This window comes from Spirulina subsalsa PCC 9445 (assembly GCF_000314005.1).
Taxonomy (GTDB): Bacteria; Cyanobacteriota; Cyanobacteriia; order Cyanobacteriales; family Spirulinaceae; genus Spirulina_A; species Spirulina_A subsalsa.
Genome location: NZ_JH980292.1, coordinates 604315 through 621637 on the forward strand (window position 1 = coordinate 604315; position 17323 = coordinate 621637).

A 17323-nucleotide genomic window follows, 5' to 3' on the forward strand; every position below is an offset into this window, starting at 1 on the left:
CATTCAACCACCAAACTTACTTTACTCCCGTAATTGAACAGGCATTGCCAAATAGGTCATTTTCAACCCACTCAGAGGGGTAAAAATCACAGGCTGAGTCGGTGCATTCAGATGAATGCAAATCTCCTCGCTCGAAAGTGCCTTTAAACCATCCATCAAATATTTAACATTAAAAGCAATTTCTGGGGGATTGCTGCTGGTAATTTGCGCAGACATAGACTCTCGTCCACTGCCTAAATCCTGAGACTCAACCGACAAAAATAATTGCTGATTTTCATTGTCAATCACACAGCGCACAACATTATTTTTAGAATCTGCTAACACAGAAATTCTCTCTAAAGCACTCTGGAATTGACGACGGTTTACATTAATCTGATTGCCAAATTGTTGAGGAATTAACTGCCGATACGCCGGGTAAGCTCCCTCTAATTTCCGGCTCGTAATGCGTTGATTTCCTAGCTCAAAAACAATCTGGCTTTCATCAAACTGTAGAACAACAGAATCGCTATTATTGCGCGAGTTTAAAATTCGTTCTAATTCTCTTAACGTTCTCGCGGGAATTGTTACCTCTAATTTATCCCCCGCTTCAACCGTTTCTGTACTCTCTTCATTCGGCGTTTCAACCACAGCTAAACGGTGGCCATCGGTGGCAGCAAATTCAATAGCATCTTGCCCTAACGTAACATGAACTCCCGTTAACACTTGTTTAGTTTCTTCGGTGCTAGCTGCAAAAATTGTAGACTTCAACCCCTCAGCTAAGGCTTGTGCAGGTAAGCAAATGGATTCCCCCTCTTCAACCATTGGTAAGTCAGGAAATTCCTCGGCGTCCATGCTGCGTAATTTATAACTGCCCGAGGTAGAAGTTAAGGTAATAATCGTATTTTCTCCCTCTTCTTCTGTCTCTTGAGCTTGAGCGAGAGTAATTTCTCCTTCCGGTAATTTCGAGATAATATCACCCAAGGTTTTAGCGGGGAGGGTAATTATTCCTCCTTCGCTTACTTCAGCCGGGAAACTGGTTTGAATCCCTAAACTTAAGTCAAATCCTCTTAAGCTAACTTTTTGGGTGTCTTCATCGGCAATCAAGAGGACATTTCCTAAAACGGGGTGAGTCGGACGGGAGGGAACAGCACGACTCACTAAGGAAAGATTTGTGTTCAGGTCACTTTGGCTACAAACGAGTTTCATGGGCGATGTCATAATCAAAAGCCCTTAATTGTAGCATTTTAAGAAGGTTTAGTCAAGAATACTTGACTCACGCCACAGCCTAAAATTAAAAGGCCTCCAATGGCTTGTAATAGGGAAAGACTTTCACGGTAGAGGAGAAATCCAAGGAGGGCAGCAAGGAGGGGTTCTACATAGGAAATAACCCCATATTCTGAGGTTTTTAAATAGCGAACGGCGGTAATCATTAAGGTGATGGCTAGGAAGCCATGAAAAAAGCCAACTCCGACTAACCAGAAGGTATTACTCAGGGTGAGAAATTGTAGCTTAAATTCTAGCCACAAGGGGAGGAGGAAGAGGTTAGTAAAGAGAAACTGATAGAAAATTCGGGTCTGGGATAAGCAATGGTTGGGGATTTTGCGATTGATGATCACAAAACTAGCATAGGCAAGGGCGGATAGGAGTCCCCACAAGGAGCCGATGAGGTTTTGTCCGCCTTGGGTGGGGTCGAAATCGAGGATAAAAATAAACCCGAGGAAGGCAATAATGAGGGCGAGGCTTTGAGAGAGGGTGAGTTTTTCTTTGAGCCAGAAAAAGGCTATGGCGGTGGCAATAAAGGGGGCAAGATAAAGAAGAAATACGGCGTAACTAAGGGAGGTAAAAAGGATGGCTTGGGTGTAGGAAAACATCAAGCCTGCCCAACTTAGTCCGCCTAAGATGAGGGGAAGAAAGGATTTTTGAAAGGGTTGGATGAGTTGGATTTTACGGGTGATGAGTAAATAAATGAGGAAGAATAAGAAGCCGAGGTAAAATCGCGCTAGGACAATAAGGGAAACGGGGGCGTTAATTTGTTTAACAAATACGCCTAAGCCTGCCATAATACTAACGCCGACAATGGCGTAACTGTAGGCGAGAATTCGGGGATTTCTAGGGGTCATTTAAGGGGATTGAAGAGAGGTGAGTAACTGCACAAGTTGTTCTGCGCTGTCTAATACGGCTAATTGGGCGGCCTGTTGTGCCATTTGGGTTAATTGCTGGGGGGTTTTGAGGAGGTCTAGAACTTGTTGTTCTAGGTGTTCGGGGGTTAAGTCTTTTTGGCGGTAGACTTGGGCGGCTCCTGTTTCTTCAAAGGCGATCGCATTGTAATATTGATGATCTTCGGCAGCGTAGGGATAGGGAATTAAAATGGCAGGGGTTTGAGTAACCGCTAATTCGGTTAAAGTCCCCGCCCCAGCCCGACTGATGGCTAAGTTCGCCCGTTGCAACAGTCCGGCCATATTATTATAAAACGGTCGAGGGAAATAATGGGGATGTTGGAAACTCTCAACGTCTGGGTCTTGTTCTCCGGTTAAATGGACGATGTAAGCCCCGGCTTTTAGCCAAGATTCGGCACAGAGACGGACAAAACGATTCAGGGCAACGGCTCCCTGAGAACCCCCCATGACGACGATGAGAGGGGCTTCTGGGGGGATGGGAAAGTCGAGAGATTGGGGAGTCAGAAAGCTATCTCGAACAGGAGTACTGACCCAGCGCGTTTTAGCGGGGGGGAGGAAACGGGCGGTATTCTGAAACCCAATGGCGACGGTGTGGCAGAGGGGAGCAAGTAAGCGGGTGACTTTGCCGGGGATGGCGTTGGATTCGTGGAGAATGACGGGGATTCCTTGGAGTTTGGCGGCAAGGATAGCGGGGGCGGCGATATAGCCTCCGGTGGTGAATACGGCCTCAATTTGCAGGGTTTTGAGCAGTTTTTTCACTTGCCAGATGGAGCGCATTTGTTGCCAGAAGATGCGCAGGGTTTTCAGGCTGAAACGCTGTTGAAACCCTTCAATGGGGATGAGGTGGAGGGGATAGGTTTGGGGAACGAGGGTTTGTTCTAAACGGTTGGGAACACCTAACCAGTTGATTTCGGCTTGGGGGAGGCGTTGTGCAACGGCTAACGCGGGGAAAAGATGGCCTCCGGTGCCACTAGCGGCAATGAGTAAACGCATAAAACTTTTTAGGACAAATGATCTGAGATAGGCTGGGGGTGGAATGATCAAGTTATATCATAGGGCTGGAGATCAGAACTAACGGCTGATTGTGTCAAGATATGTGGCGTTTTTTTAACTTCTGTATAGATTAATTTTTTTTTGATCGAGTAATAAAAAATCTTTGTGAGAGAAACCCTATAATCGGGGATGGATTAAGGATAATACCACTACACGATTCACATTATCAAGGATAGGTAGGGCGAAGTATGTCACCCAAAACAAAAGAGTCCAAAGTTGATGTTCAACAAGCACAAACGCGCCTCTTGCTATATTTATGGGATATGGATGGAAAGGAAACCCCTGTTAAGCGCGGAGACTTGAACAAACGACTGGGGAAGTATGCGAAAGACTATCAACCTGCACTGACAGCGCTGGAAGAGTCAGGAGCTATTGAAACGATTCAGAACAAACGTTCTGTTAAGTTTGCTTTGACGGACAAGGGATTTCAAGAGTTAGAAACCGGATTACAAAGTCCGGATTTTGTTTTTGTGGGGAATCAAGTGGGGACAAAAGTTCCCAATGCCTTGTTACGCTGGATTAGAGGCACGAAGGGGGGAGGAGTTGCACCCAGCCAGAAGGCCGCGCCTAAAATCAGCAAGTATGATGAGTTTAAATCGGTGGTTTTTGCGGTTTACGATGAACTCAATCAAGGCTATAACTTGGGCGATTTAGTGCCGATTTATCGCATTCGTCGGGAAATAGGCGATCGCATTAAACGCACCCAGTTTAATGATTGGCTGGTCAAAATGCAAAAGGACGACTTGATTCAACTGATGGCTGGAGAAATGCCAGACATGACCCCAGACAAGCAGGAAGACTCCATTACTCTCACTGGGGGAGCCTTCCGTTATTACGTTAAACGCTTGGGGTAATTCATCGCCAGAAGTGAGTTGACCCCTATTAACTCACTTCTGCTTAACCCCTCTCTTTTTATGCAGCACCCCACCCCACAACAGAGCGTTGTGGTGTAGCAGATTACCTGTTATTGGTCACTTCACAGGATTATATAAATAAATCATGGCTAAAAATTCACCCATCGAAGCCGTTCACGCGGCCATTCAAAGCCAGAATATTTTTAGTAAAGCAGGCATTGTCCGAGAACAAAATGTATGGGGTCGTGGGTTTCCTGATGTTCCTTCCTTAAATGATCATGCCTCCGATGCCGTTTTAAAAGCCTTAGAACAAGTGCGCACAACCGATGATAAAGTTACCTCTTTAGTTATTACGGCACAGCAAGGACAAGGCAAAACTCATTTACTCAATCGCATTCGTCGCCAACTCTTACAAGAATCTGATTTTACTTTTATTTATGCAAATGTTCTCAGTTATACAGACTTAAATCAGGTTCATGTTTACTTTTTGCGTACAATTGTTGATAGTCTAAGTCGAGCCAATCATGAGGGAGTGACCCAGTGGCAAATGATTGCATCGGCTATGATGAATAGTGTTGTTAAAAACCAACAATCTACTAAAAGTTTTATTCGCAAATTTGACCAAGTTCATCAAACTTATTTAAACAAAAGTCAAAACCTCCTTGATGCTTTAACGACAAAAATTAAAGAACGAAAACCCGGAATTGATCCTTATATTATTCGTGCCGTAATTGGCACACTTTCGTTAAAAGCTTCGAGCTATGCGGAAAAGTGGTTAGTGGGAGATCAGCTTGAAGAATCCCACGCTAAATACTTAGGATTACCCCCTCATTCTCAACATCTGAATCACAGTCAAGAAAAAACAGCCCTCAGTTTTATTAAACAGGTTCTTAGTTTAATTGGTGAGTACAGTTCCGTTCTCATTTGTTTTGATGAACTAGAAAGTGATCAATATAATGAGGGTGGGTTTATGTCTCACCAAGTCATCGCCTTTTTAATTAAATCCTTATACGACACATTAGAACAGTCTAAAACCGGAAAAGGGGTCGTTATTTTATCCGTAATGTTACCCGATACGTTCCGCAGTATCATGAGTTTGCCCGGAGGCACTCCCGAAAGAATCGAAACCTTCAACCAGAAAAAGGCGATAGAGTTAACGTTTATTAATGGGACATCAATGGTTGAGCTAGCTAAACTCTATCTTAACCTATTTTACAGAAAAAAAGAAGTTGTTCCGCCTAATGAACTATATCCCTTTGATGAAGCTGAACTAACACAATATGCACAAACGAACAAGCCAACCGTTAGAGAAGCATTGCGTTGGTGTGCGGAGAACTTCAAAGTGGCAGAAGATCCCTTACCTGCGGACGCAAAAAGCCGCTTTGAGTTTGCTTTAAATCGGGAAACAGAGGATGATTATAGCGACGATCTCGAAGATAATCAGTTTATTGGTGAGGTTCTACGATTTGGCTTTAGTACCCTGATTGGGGAAGCTCTACAAGGTACAACATCAACCGGAGAATTGCTCAAACAAATGATAGTGCAGGGGATTGAAGACATTACTCCTAAATCAAAAAATAATAACTGGATTAACTTTAAAATTATTGTCACAGATGAAGGGAAAGAAATTAAAATTGGTCTGATGGTATTGCAAAATACTCACGGTTTATCTGTCGGTGCAGGAATGAGTCGGATTATTGACTATGAAACCTTTGGGTTTAATCGCGGGTGTTTAGTTCGTTCCCATGAGAAAAAAATTAAGGAAAATTGGGATTCTCATGCTTATTTAGAATTCCTTGTCCAAAAACTGGGGGGGGAATGGGTAGACTTGAAACTAGAAGACGTTAAACCACTCATTCAGCTTTATAATGTTTATCAACAGCGTGACTATTACAAGCTGGAAGAACAAGATATTTTGACCCTGGCGAAAGAAATCACTGTCGAGAATCCTTTGTTGCGGGAAATTCTGAGTAATCCTGCCAGTAATATTGACTCCTTAATTCAAGATTTTATGGATGAGGTTGGTGTGGAGGATGAGCAGAATTCAGAGGATGCTGAGTTAATGAACAGTGAGATTGTTTTTGATCTCCCCAATAGTTCAGATAGCAGTGAAATAGTGTCACCTACTCCCACAACACCAGATAATCCACAAATAAGTTCAGCCGTTGCTGTTACCCCAGATCCTCCCACAGAAGAAACCCAAACCCAAGAAACCCAGACAAAAGTTAATGCGGCTACGTCATCTAAGACCGCAAAAAGGGGTAAAGCTAAAACATCGACTGCTGGGAAAGGAAAGATGGAGGAATCATCTAAAACAGTAGAATCTGAGCAATCCGAGAGTTCTAAGCCATCCGCTAAAGCCACATCGGGGAAAACAAAATCTGCGGAAAAATCCCCACCCCCAGCCGTTGAGCAATCCGAGAGTTCTAAGCCATCCGCTAAAGCCACATCAGGGAAAACCCAATCTGTGGAAAAATCCACCACAACACCTGCTAAGACGGCTAAAAAGTCGGCAAAATCTTCATCACAAACACCCCAGACTCCTGCTAAAACGAAAGCATCGAGTCAGAAAGGAAAATCTGTCAAAGTTGAACAAAAAGCGCCCTCTCCTGCGGCAGAAAAAAGTCCACCTGTCACCCCTCCCCCCACACCAGAACCGGAAAAACAATGGTTTGAGAAAAGCTACTCTGGTCAAACAATTGTCGCTTTTCATTTCAATGGAGAACGGTATGAAACGGAGTCTTGGAAAGACTTTCTAATCAATGTCTGTATTTTGATTAAACTGAACCACGCCAAAGACTTTTATAAAGTTCAAGAAGCGGTAAGGGGAAGGAAAAATTATTACTTTAGTCCCAAGCCAGAAGATTTGAATAAAGCGGAAAAAATATCTGGGACGAATCTTTATGTTGAGACGATGTGGAGTGCTAATCAAGTGGTTACAGTGATCAAAAAAATAGTTGACTTATTTGAATATCCTGCGGATGTCGTTGCCATAGAAACCCATGAATAGTTCAATACTTTCTGAAACCATTTCATTAGGATTTTGTGCTTTTGATCTTGATATTGAAGCACTGTTAGCACAACAATTGATTGCACTCCCGGCGAAAAAGTCCCTGAGAAGTGGTCAACGCTTTGCGTTAATTCCGGTTTTTTCGGGGGACTTAATTGAGCGCAATTACTATCACCCTAACTCGCTGAATTTTTCCCCATCTTCCCATCTCCAAAACTTGACAGATCCTATTCAGATTAAAGGGTGGGTTGAGTGTAAAAATTGTGAACTGGTGAACGCTTCTGATCTCGATACTCTCGCTCAAGCTACTCTTTGGACTCCCCAAGGATTGCAGGAACATTTGCAAGATCGCCCCCATTTATTCTTGGCTTATTTCCGGGTGTATGAACTGCCGGAAGTGCTGGAAATTCCCACGTTGGGGGATGTGCGGGAGGCCCTGGGGGATTTTGTGCCCTTGGGGGATAAGATCGCCACTCCCCGCAGTCACCCCATCCTAACCGACGACATCTTTCAACAACGCTGTCAACAACTGCAACAACGAGAACCTGCACCCCTCCCAGAAATCCTTCCCCCTGCCCCTCCAGAGCCACCAGAACCCCCCTCTCCCCCCCCAGAAGAGCAAAACACCCCAACCCCTCCCCCTCCCCCTCCTATTTTGGAGGAACGGGACTGGAAAGAGCGCATCGCTGAAACAGGCAACTCTAGCCAAGGTCATGAGTTTGAAAAATTAGTGCGTCAAAGTCTATTATTTTTAGGGTTTCGCAACACCAACCCCACCCCAAAAGCTAACTTAGATCCCAACAGTACCGGAGGCGCTGGCGGTATTGATTTCTATGCTGATTTTCCCTACTCTATTGTGGGAGAATGTAAGGCAACGCAACAAGAAAGTGTACCGAACAAAGTCACATCCCAACTGATTCATTTAGGGGTCACTCATTTAGGACAAAAACAATTTGAGCAGAGCTTAAAATTGATCTGTGCCGCAGGCAAGTTAACCCGTGACGCAGAACAAGCGGCTAAAGAGCATAAAATGAATGTGATTCGACCAGAAACGCTGGAAAATTTGGTGACACTAAAGGCACAATATCCCGGTTCTGTTGATTTATGGAAGTTTAGAAAATGTTTGGAAAAAGAACCTTTTGGAGAAATGTCTGATGAAAAAATTCAAGGATACATTGAGGAGGTGTGGACGAGCTTAAAAATTCGCCTGCATTTAGTGCAATTAATCCAAGAGATTAACGAGCCTGCTGGGTTAGAATATATTCGGGGAAAATATGATAGTTCTGATCCTCCTCAGTCTCTGAGTGAAGCGGAATTAAAAGACATCTTAATTGAATTAAGCTCTCCGCTCATTGGCTATTTAGGATGGGAAAAAACAGCCGATGGGAGAAAGCGGTTTTATTTGTTGCGTAGTCTTGATGAGGATTACCTGGGTTAAATTCCCGAAAATGTTACAACTCAGCTAGAAGTGCTATAGTTGATTTTTGCCTAAATGAGGTCTGACACACCTGACATGAAGTGAAACCCCCAACAAACCCAAAATGCCTCTAACTCAGCGTTTCAATCGTTTAAAATTGATTCAAAAACTAGACCCAACTCAAGATTATGAGCAAATCTATCATTTCTTGACGGGCTATGAGTTCTCCTGGGATATTAATAAAGCCTTAGAACTAGCATTGATGAAAACTTTTTGTGTACCCAGTATTAGCAAAATTCTTGATAAAACTGGAGAGTTTCATCACCACGGACAAAAACGTTATGATGATACAGCTTTAATCGTTTCTCGTATGGTTAAGTACGGGTATCTGCTAGGAGAAGGCAAAGCGGCACTCCAACGGATGAATCAAATTCATCAGCATTTTTTGATCAAAAATGAGGATTATTTATATGTTTTGTCTGGTTTTATTTATGAGCCGATTCGCTGGATTGAGCGTTTTGGCTGGCGGCCTCTTTGCGAAACGGAAAAGTTAGCGATGTATTACTTTTGGTGTGCTGTGGGTCAAGAAATGGGGATAAAAGATATCCCCGAAAATTACGCCTTATTTGAGCAGTATAATCAAAGCTATGAACAGCAATATTTCCGCTATTGTGCGGCTAATGCTAGGGTCGGAGAATCAACGGTTCAAATCTTTCTCCATTGGTTCCCTGCTGTGTTTAGACCTGCTCTCAGACCCTTGATTTATGCGATGTTCGATGAGTCTATGCTGGAGGCCTTTGGTTTGCCTTCTCTCCCCGCTTATCAGCGTTCTATCGTGACTAACACGCTTAAATGGCGAGGATATCTACTCCGCTATTTTCCCCCTCGGCAACGACCGGATTTTTATCTAGACCGCCAACATCTCAGTTATCCCGGGGGCCACACCTTAAAGGATGTCGGACCGTTGGCTATGCTGGAGGAGTTGAATCGGGAATAGTAAGAACAAAAAAACTAATCTAATCCCCTGCTGGCTGCTGGGGAATTTTATCAAGTTTTCTTAACACTCTTGGATCTTCCCCCAAAAACTGTCACAATAGATACAGAATTACATTGCGGGTGTGTTTTCCGGATTGACTGATTCTCACGATGAAGGGTTAACAGAATCCGTCCCGGACGATCAGATATCACATAATAGATATCAAAGGGTCAGACTTGAGAGATATCTCAGGTTGTGGGGGGATCTCCTTTTGAAAATTTTTTAATAAAGCAAGCAATCGAGGGTTTTAACAATGGAACTATGCTATCGCGGCGTTCATTACCAACGTCAACCGTTATCTTTGGAAGTGTCTGAGGGGGAATTGTCAGGCAAATATCGCGGTCAGTCTTATCACTACCGCTATCCTAGACATATTCCGACGCTGCAAACCAAACCGCCGTTGAAATATCGGAGCGTGGCTTACCAATACTGCCCGATGATCCAAACGGAGAACACTTTAAAGGCTCAGTTGGCTGCGATCGCCGAAAGCTGTCAACAGGAAAACTACCAGAAATCTGCTCCTGTGGCTCGTCTTAATCTCGCCCAGGAAACGGCTCAAGTTCACCTCTACAATATGCGCCGCAATTTAGAGTACCGCTTACAGGTGGCGCGGGCGAGAGGGGATCAGAACTTGATCGGAATGCTGGAAAAAGAGTCCCGGCAACTTGCCCTTTAGAATTCTAGCCTGACTCGCAACGAAACGCAATCCTAGAGCGAAACTTTTTAGCTTCGCTCTTTTTTTGCTCCTAATTTTGGTAAAAATCACTATAATTAAAATAGCCCGCACAGCTAAGGGAAAATTTATGATCACTCAAACCTTGCTCCCTCAAACTCCAGACTTAACCTTACAGCCCAAGGACTACAGTCTGTTTACGGATCTTTATCAACTGACCATGAGCGCTTGTTATGTTGGGGAAGGCATCGCCCAACAGCCAGCGAGTTTTGAACTGTTTACCCGACGATTGCCCGAGGGGTTTGGGTATTTAATCGCTATGGGACTCACTCAGGCGCTAGAGTACCTAGAGCAACTCCAGTTCACCCCCGGACAGATTGGGGCGCTACAGGAAACGGGAATTTTTGCTCAAGCGCCCTCGGAGTTTTGGCATTTGTTGGAGTCGGCGCGTTTTACGGGGGATGTGTGGGCGGTACCGGAAGGGATGGCGGTTTTTGCTCATGAACCTCTGTTACGCATTGAGGCTCCCCTGTGGCAGGCGCAATGGGTGGAAACCTATCTGCTCAATGCTATCAATTATCAAACTCTAATCGCGACCAGAGCGGCGCGTTTACGGGATATAGCGGGGGAGGATGCCCATTTGTTGGAATTTGGCACTCGGCGGGCTTTTAGCCCTCAAGGGGCGCTCTGGGCGGCACGGGCGGCTTTAGCGGGGGGATTAGATGCTACGTCCAATGTGTTGGCGGCCTTGCAGTTGGGGGAAAAACCGGTGGGAACGATGGCTCATGCTTTGGTTATGGCGGTGAAGGCGCTGGCGGGGTCGGAAGATGAGGCGTTTACAGCGTTTCAGCGTTATTTCCCCGAGGCGGCGCTGTTGGTGGATACTTATGATCCGGTGGCGGCGGTGGAACGCTTGGGGGAACAGGTGCGGGCGGGGGAACGACAGTTAAGGGGGGTGCGGTTGGATTCGGGGGATTTGGTAGCGTTATCTCAACAGGTGCGATCGCAGTTACCCCAGGTGAAAATCTTCGCCAGTGGGGATCTCGATGAGTGGGAAATCCAGCGCCTACAAGGGGAGGGAGCCTGTATGGATGGCTACGGATTCGGCACCCGCTTAGTCACTGGGGACCCGGTGAATGGGGTGTATAAGTTGGTGGAGATTGGGGGCATTCCGACTATGAAACAATCGAGGGGGAAGGCCACCTATCCCGGCAAAAAACAGGTTTTTCGGCGCGTTGGGGAGGAAATGAGCGATCGCCTAGGTCTGGCCGGGGAACAGCCCCTAGAGGGGGAAATTCCCCTATTACGTTGTGTGATGAAGGGGGGGGAGCGTTGGTTAGAAACAGAGTCTTTAGGGGAGATTCGCGATCGCACCCGTCAATCCGTGCAGAGTTTACCCCCCCAAACGCGCCAACTGAATCATCCCACACCTCCCCCTGTCCTCATTTCCCAACCGTTACAAGCGTTACAGCAAACCCTTGCTCAATGAACAATTATCCCTTTTCAAAGCCCCCACAACCCACTAAAACCATGACAGAAATAGCCCTTTTCGGTACTAGCGCCGATCCTCCGACTTCTGGCCACCAAACCATTCTACGCTGGCTTTCTAACCATTATGATTGGGTGGCCGTGTGGGCTTCTGATAATCCCTTTAAACAGCATCAAACCCCCCTAGAACACCGGATGATGATGTTGCGCTTAGTGATTATGGAAATTGAGGCGCCCCGACACAATATCAGCTTAAATCGAGAATTAAGCCATCCTCGCAGCTTAACGACTGTAGAGAAAGCGCGAGCAATTTGGGGGGATGAGGTAAATTTAAATCTGGTGATTGGTGCGGATTTAATTCCTCAACTCCCCCGATGGTATAACGTCGAAACCTTGTTAAAACAAGTACAGTTGCTGATTGTGCCGCGTTTTGGTTATGCCATTGATCCCGAAGGACTGGCACAATTAGAAGCATTAGGGGGAGATTATGCGATCGCCGATCTCCATGCACCGGGAGTCTCATCGAGTGCCTACCGGGAAAACGGAGATCAGAGTGTGGTGATTCCCCTAGTTCAAGACTACATCTATCAACAACAACTCTATGCCTCGTGATTCTGTCCCGACTCTTATTCTCCTCACCTGCACTGCACCATAAACCCATGAATACCCCGAATCCCCCTAACATCCATTCACCCGTGTTAGCTGATTTTAAAGTGGGGGTGGATAACGTTATCTTTTCCGTAGATAGTGAGCAGAATCGACTCTTAGTGTTATTAGTGAGGCGATCCCATGAACCCTTCCTAGAATCTTGGAGTTTACCCGGAACCCTTGTCCGTCAAGGGGAATCCCTCGAAGAGGCCGCCCATCGCATTTTATGCGAGAAAATCAAAGTCAAGAATCTTTATTTAGAACAACTCTACACCTTCGGCAATCCCGGCCGAGATCCTCGGGAGGATATTCACTCTTTTGGGGTACGTTATCTCAGCGTGAGTTATTTCGCCCTCGTCCGTTTAGATGCCGCAGAATTACTAATGAAACAGGGGGGAGCAACGGCTTGGTATCCCGTGAAAAATGTGCCTCAACTGGCTTTTGATCACAATCAAATTATTGACTATGGCTATCGAAGATTGCGCAATAAATTAGAATATAGTCCCATTGCTTTTGATGTGTTGCCTCAACTCTTTACCCTCAATGATCTTTATCAACTTTACTGTACGGTTTTGGGGGATAATTTCTCTGATTATTCTAATTTTAGAACCCGCTTATTAAAACTCGGTTTTTTGGAAGATACGGGGGTGAAAGTCTCACGGGGGGCGGGGCGACCTGCGAGTTTATATCGGTTTAATGCAGAAGCGTTTGCTCCGTTAAAAGACAAACCGCTTGTTTTTGTTTAGGGCTTGTTGAAAAAGTTGGAGAGTAGGGAACAGGGAACAGGGAATCGGGAATCGGGAATCGGGAATCGGGAATCGGGAATCGGGAATCGGGAATCGGGAGTCGGGAGTCGGGAGTCGGGAGTAATGTCATTGCGTTCGCGAAGCATGACCTAGGAAGGTACGAAGCAATAAGCGTCAGGAGTCGGGAATCGGGAGTCCGGGAACTCTCCCCCCCTGTTCCCTGTTCCCTGTTCCCTGTTCCCTGTTCCCTAAAATAAAAGAGTTTTAGCTATTCACTATTCCCCTGCTCCCCCTCTCTCCCCCTCCCCCGTTCCCTATGCCCTAAGAAAACTAGCCCCAGAGGAAAAACTCAGGGTAATTCTGCATTACCCACGCACTCCCCCAGAGAAGGAGCGCTAATCCTAACGTTCCCCAAGCCCAAAATTCCTTCCGCCAAGGTAACTCAAAATATTTTTCTAGGGCGTATAAAAAGAAGAACGTGCCACCAATGCCTTGGAAGGTGCCAATGTTTAACATCGTGCCGAAATAAAGGGCAGCCACTCCAGAGGCGATCGCACCAATTTGTAAAACTGGGTACATCCACGGCCGCTCATGATGATACCATTTGGACGACCAAATCAACATCCCTAGACTATATACGAATGTACCGATATAGAAAACCCCTCGTTGAAAAATGCTAAATTGAGGTATCGTGATCCAACCTTGTAAATGGGCGGTATAGACCAAAATCAGGGCGAGAGAGGCAAAAGTAGCATAGGGGATGACCCGACGACTGCGAAAGCCAAAACTGTAGATTCCGGGGGTAACAGTCACCACAAAGCCGAAAAAGGCCTCTAGAGCGAGAATCGCCAGAAAACCAAAGACCGAACTTTGATAGGCGATCGCCATTCCCCCCCATAACAGCGTTAAAACCCCACTGCCAAAGGTGATCGGGTTCGTTTTCAAAGTGCGATAAAACCCTTCTAAGGTTTTGGGGTGTAACCCATGAGACCAGGCCCAGACTCCATTAATGGCGATCGCACCCGGCAGCGCCCAAAACTCACTAGGACTCGCCACAATTAGCCCCCCACACACCCCATAGGCCAAAATTTCGTAGCCTTCTATAGGAATTAACGCCAACAGAGCAACCAGATAAATTCCCCCTAACCACACCACCGCTAGGACAATTAAAAAACTGGCCACCACCCAGATAATATTGGCAAAAGTCAGAACCCCCCGCACCTGTTCCCCCAAACTCAGAGGGTACAAGTCAGAATGACTCCTATAGTAATCCCGTTGGGTTTGCGCCATCGTCTCATCCAAAACCCCCCGTTGCGTCAGATCCCCCACCACCTCCAACGCACAGGACTGGGAAATAGCCGCCGCTTGCACCGGGGAGGACACCATCACCCACCCCACCATCACCAAAGTTAACAGCCAAAGTATAACCATCCGGCCTCGCATCATGACACCTGCCTTTTAAATGTCGCTACCTTGATCTCAACTCCGGATACAGAAAACAAGGCCGGGGATGTACCACTTTATAAATTACCCCACCCCTGATGAGGGTGGGGTAATTCATTTAGCGGCTCACCGTAGACAACTGTTTGCTAAAGAACCCCTTCAGCAACGACTCCGTAATTTGTGAACCCGTTAACCCCAAATCCGCAAAAGATTCATTGGGTTTCGCGTGATCCACCAACTGATCCGGCACCCCAAACCGTTTCACCGGAACCATCACATCATGATCCTGTAACGCCTCCACCACCGCAGAGCCGAAACCGCCCATTAAACACCCCTCCTCCAACGTCGCCACCTTGCCGATTTGTTGCGCTAGAGGAACAATTAACTCCGTATCCAACGGCTTCACAAAACGGGCATTAATTACCGTCGCCTCAACCCCATGTTCGCTCAACATCTCCGCCACCTGCATCGAGGTATTCACCATCGAACCATAGGCCACCAACAGCAGATCATCCCCATTGCGCAGAATCTCACCCTTACCAATCGGCAACGGTTCCCAACCATCCTCCATCAACGGCACCCCAACACCATTACCGCGAGGATAGCGCATCGCAACCGGGCCATCAGTGTATTCAATTCCCGTCACCAGCATCTGTTGTAACTCCGCCTCATCCTTCGGAGCCATCATGACCAAATTCGGCAAACAGCGCATATAGGCGATATCATACATCCCTTGGTGAGTCGGACCATCCGCCCCCACAATCCCGGCCCGGTCTAAACAGAAAAACACAGGCAAATTCTGAATACAGACATCATGCACCACCTGATCATAAGCCCGTTGGAGGAACGTCGAATAAATCGCCACCACCGGACGCATCCCCTCACAAGCCAAACCCGCCGCCAATGTAACCGCGTGCTGTTCCGCAATCCCTACATCAATATACTGTTTCGGCAGTTTCGCCTGTAACTTATCCAAACCTGTTCCCGTGGCCATTGCAGCTGTAATCCCCACGATTTTGGGATTATTGGCCGCCAACGTCGTCAGGGTGTGGGCAAAAACCTTAGAATAACTAGGGGGTGTCGGCTTTTTGGGAGGATACGCCTTACCTGTTGCGAGGTCAAAGGGACTTTGAGCATGGTAGCCCACTTGATCCTTTTCCGCCAATTCGTAGCCTTTCCCCTTCACCGTCGCCACATGAACCAAAACCGGCCCGTGCATTTGGTGCGCTTGTTGGAACGTCGTAATCAGTTCTTCGAGATTATGACCATCAATGGGGCCAAAATACTTAAAGCCTAACTCTTCAATCACTGCCCCCACTTTGGACACAGCCAAGCGTTTCATACTGTCTTTAAGGCGTTCCATATCCGGGGATAAGGTATTCCCTAAGAACGGCAGATGCTTAAATTGTTCTTCTAGGTTATCCGTCAAGAACTGCATGGGGGGAGATAGACGGACTTTGTTCAAGTAACGAGAAATTGCCCCAACATTGGGCGAAATTGACATTTCGTTATCGTTGAGAACTACCATTAAGTTAGTATGGGGCAAATGTCCAGCGTGGTTAATGGCCTCTAGTGCCATCCCTCCGGTTAAAGCACCATCGCCAATAACGGCCACTACTTTATAATCATCCCCCTGCATATCCCGGGCTAAAGCCATCCCCAAGGCGGCAGAAATACTCGTAGAGGCGTGTCCTGCCCCAAAATGGTCAAATTTGCTCTCACAGCGTTTTAAATAGCCAGCAATGCCGTCTTTTTGGCGCAGGGTGTGAAAGTCGTTGTAGCGTCCTGTTAACATTTTGTGAGGATAGGCTTGGTGTCCCACATCCCAGACCACCTTATCCCGATCCAGATCCAAAGTCTGGTAGAGTGCAATGGTCAGTTCTACCACACCTAATCCCGGGCCGAGGTGTCCCCCACTGCGGGCAATGGTTTCTAGGTGTTTTTCTCGCACCTGACGGGCAATATTTTCCAGTTGGCGGATAGAGAGTCCATGCAGTTGGTTGGGATGAGTGAGTTCACTTAGGTGCATAAGATACTATTTTTGATTTTCTTAAGGTTTATTGTGCCTACATCACACTTTAAAGGATCTAGCAAGAGGTAGCGCAGAATTGCTACGATCTTTCATCTTTTGAGAAAAAAGCCGCTCAATTTCCCCATTTTCTGTTTTTTTGATCTGCAAGGAGGATATTGATGATAAAACCTATTTGGATCAGTGCGATCGCACTTCTCACCTTTACCTCTCCCCTCCTGGCCGTCACACCCGCCCCCATTGAGCCTAATGCTCGGGTGGCATGGTCTGAGGTCATAGAAGATCCCTTTGATGGTCTAATTGTCCATGATCGCAACTTTAACCCCTCCAACGGCAGCACCTATGTCAGCACTTGGTCAGAGGATGCCATCCGTCTCACTTACACTTGGTATGAACAGCGCATCATCGGCTATCGTACCGTGTGGCGGGAGCGCACTGTGTATGTTCAAGGAACCTCCCGTCGGGAAAGCTATCCCGAACAAGAACCGATTTATGAACGAGAGGCTTATTCTCGCAGCCCAGAAAAAATTCTGTTCGCCCTTAACGGGGAAGTCTACACCTACACAGGCGGCCCCGTTTCCCCTGAACTCGCGGCCGCTTTAATTCAAGTCCCTTTAGCCAACACCACCATCCGACTGGTTTGGGCGGATGGCCGCACCGATGATTTAATTATTGGGCGGGGTACTGTACGCGCTTGGCGAAGGATTTATCAGTCTCGGGCGGCGGAAGAAGCGGAAAATAGTCAAGAGTTCACTTTACCTGAATAAGTC

At 46.5% G+C, this 17323-nt stretch carries 15 protein-coding genes; 10 read left to right on the forward strand and 5 right to left on the reverse strand.

What is annotated here, in order from left to right; all coding sequences use genetic code 11:
- Window positions 1-21 precede the first annotated feature (21 nt).
- From dnaN to murG, 3 genes are read right to left on the reverse strand one after another with little or no spacing between them, the layout of a single operon-like run.
- Window positions 22-1185 (reverse strand): DNA polymerase III subunit beta, encoded by a 1164-nt coding sequence (dnaN, locus tag SPI9445_RS0103165; protein WP_017303270.1) that lies wholly within the window; start codon window positions 1183-1185, stop codon window positions 22-24.
- Window positions 1186-1223: 38 nt separating this feature from the next.
- Window positions 1224-2099, reverse strand: a complete 876-nt coding sequence (locus SPI9445_RS0103170; RefSeq protein WP_017303271.1) for a DMT family transporter — start codon at window positions 2097-2099, stop codon at window positions 1224-1226.
- Entirely contained in the window at window positions 2100-3149 is a 1050-nt protein-coding gene (gene murG / locus SPI9445_RS0103175) for an undecaprenyldiphospho-muramoylpentapeptide beta-N-acetylglucosaminyltransferase (RefSeq protein WP_017303272.1), read from the reverse strand. It abuts the gene before it with no gap.
- Window positions 3150-3397: 248 nt separating this feature from the next.
- Here murG and SPI9445_RS24165 point away from each other — a divergent pair, with 248 nt between their 5' ends.
- From SPI9445_RS24165 to SPI9445_RS30290, 9 genes are all read left to right on the forward strand, one after another.
- A complete protein-coding gene (locus tag SPI9445_RS24165) occupies window positions 3398-4063 on the forward strand; it encodes a hypothetical protein (RefSeq protein ID WP_017303273.1) in 666 nt (221 codons plus the stop codon).
- 145 nt (window positions 4064-4208) lie between these two features.
- Window positions 4209-7073 (forward strand): P-loop NTPase fold protein, encoded by a 2865-nt coding sequence (locus SPI9445_RS24170; RefSeq protein WP_017303274.1) that lies wholly within the window; start codon window positions 4209-4211, stop codon window positions 7071-7073.
- The gene (locus SPI9445_RS0103190; RefSeq protein ID WP_017303275.1) at window positions 7066-8511 is read left to right on the forward strand and encodes a DUF1802 family protein; all 1446 of its coding nucleotides are present in this window, start codon (window positions 7066-7068) and stop codon (window positions 8509-8511) included. Before SPI9445_RS24170 ends, SPI9445_RS0103190 begins: the two co-directional genes overlap by 8 nt.
- 103 nt (window positions 8512-8614) lie before the next feature.
- Window positions 8615-9487: an oxygenase MpaB family protein gene (locus SPI9445_RS0103195; RefSeq protein ID WP_017303276.1), complete on the forward strand. Its 873-nt coding sequence runs from the start codon at window positions 8615-8617 to the stop codon at window positions 9485-9487.
- Window positions 9488-9779: 292 nt separating this feature from the next.
- Window positions 9780-10202: an arginine synthesis PII-interacting regulator PirA gene (gene pirA, locus SPI9445_RS0103200; RefSeq protein WP_017303277.1), complete on the forward strand. Its 423-nt coding sequence runs from the start codon at window positions 9780-9782 to the stop codon at window positions 10200-10202.
- A gap of 127 nt (window positions 10203-10329) precedes the next feature.
- The gene (locus SPI9445_RS0103205) at window positions 10330-11688 is read left to right on the forward strand and encodes a nicotinate phosphoribosyltransferase (RefSeq protein ID WP_017303278.1); all 1359 of its coding nucleotides are present in this window, start codon (window positions 10330-10332) and stop codon (window positions 11686-11688) included.
- A gap of 41 nt (window positions 11689-11729) precedes the next feature.
- A complete protein-coding gene (locus tag SPI9445_RS0103210; protein WP_026079493.1) occupies window positions 11730-12299 on the forward strand; it encodes a nicotinate-nucleotide adenylyltransferase in 570 nt (189 codons plus the stop codon).
- Window positions 12300-12346: 47 nt separating this feature from the next.
- On the forward strand, window positions 12347-13081 hold the full coding sequence (locus SPI9445_RS0103215; protein ID WP_026079494.1) for an NUDIX hydrolase: 735 nt from the start codon (window positions 12347-12349) through the stop codon (window positions 13079-13081).
- 6 nt (window positions 13082-13087) lie between these two features.
- Window positions 13088-13234 (forward strand): AraC family transcriptional regulator, encoded by a 147-nt coding sequence (locus SPI9445_RS30290; protein ID WP_202803775.1) that lies wholly within the window; start codon window positions 13088-13090, stop codon window positions 13232-13234.
- Window positions 13235-13411: 177 nt separating this feature from the next.
- On the opposite strand, the gene SPI9445_RS0103220 is transcribed toward SPI9445_RS30290, so the two are convergent.
- Entirely contained in the window at window positions 13412-14527 is a 1116-nt protein-coding gene (locus SPI9445_RS0103220; RefSeq protein ID WP_164674457.1) for a hypothetical protein, read from the reverse strand.
- Window positions 14528-14642: 115 nt separating this feature from the next.
- The gene (dxs, locus tag SPI9445_RS0103225; RefSeq protein WP_017303282.1) at window positions 14643-16553 is read right to left on the reverse strand and encodes a 1-deoxy-D-xylulose-5-phosphate synthase; all 1911 of its coding nucleotides are present in this window, start codon (window positions 16551-16553) and stop codon (window positions 14643-14645) included.
- A 161-nt stretch (window positions 16554-16714) separates the two neighbouring features.
- Between dxs and SPI9445_RS24175 the strand changes: the two genes are divergently transcribed.
- Window positions 16715-17320: a hypothetical protein gene (locus tag SPI9445_RS24175; RefSeq protein ID WP_017303283.1), complete on the forward strand. Its 606-nt coding sequence runs from the start codon at window positions 16715-16717 to the stop codon at window positions 17318-17320.
- Window positions 17321-17323: the final 3 nt, after the last annotated feature.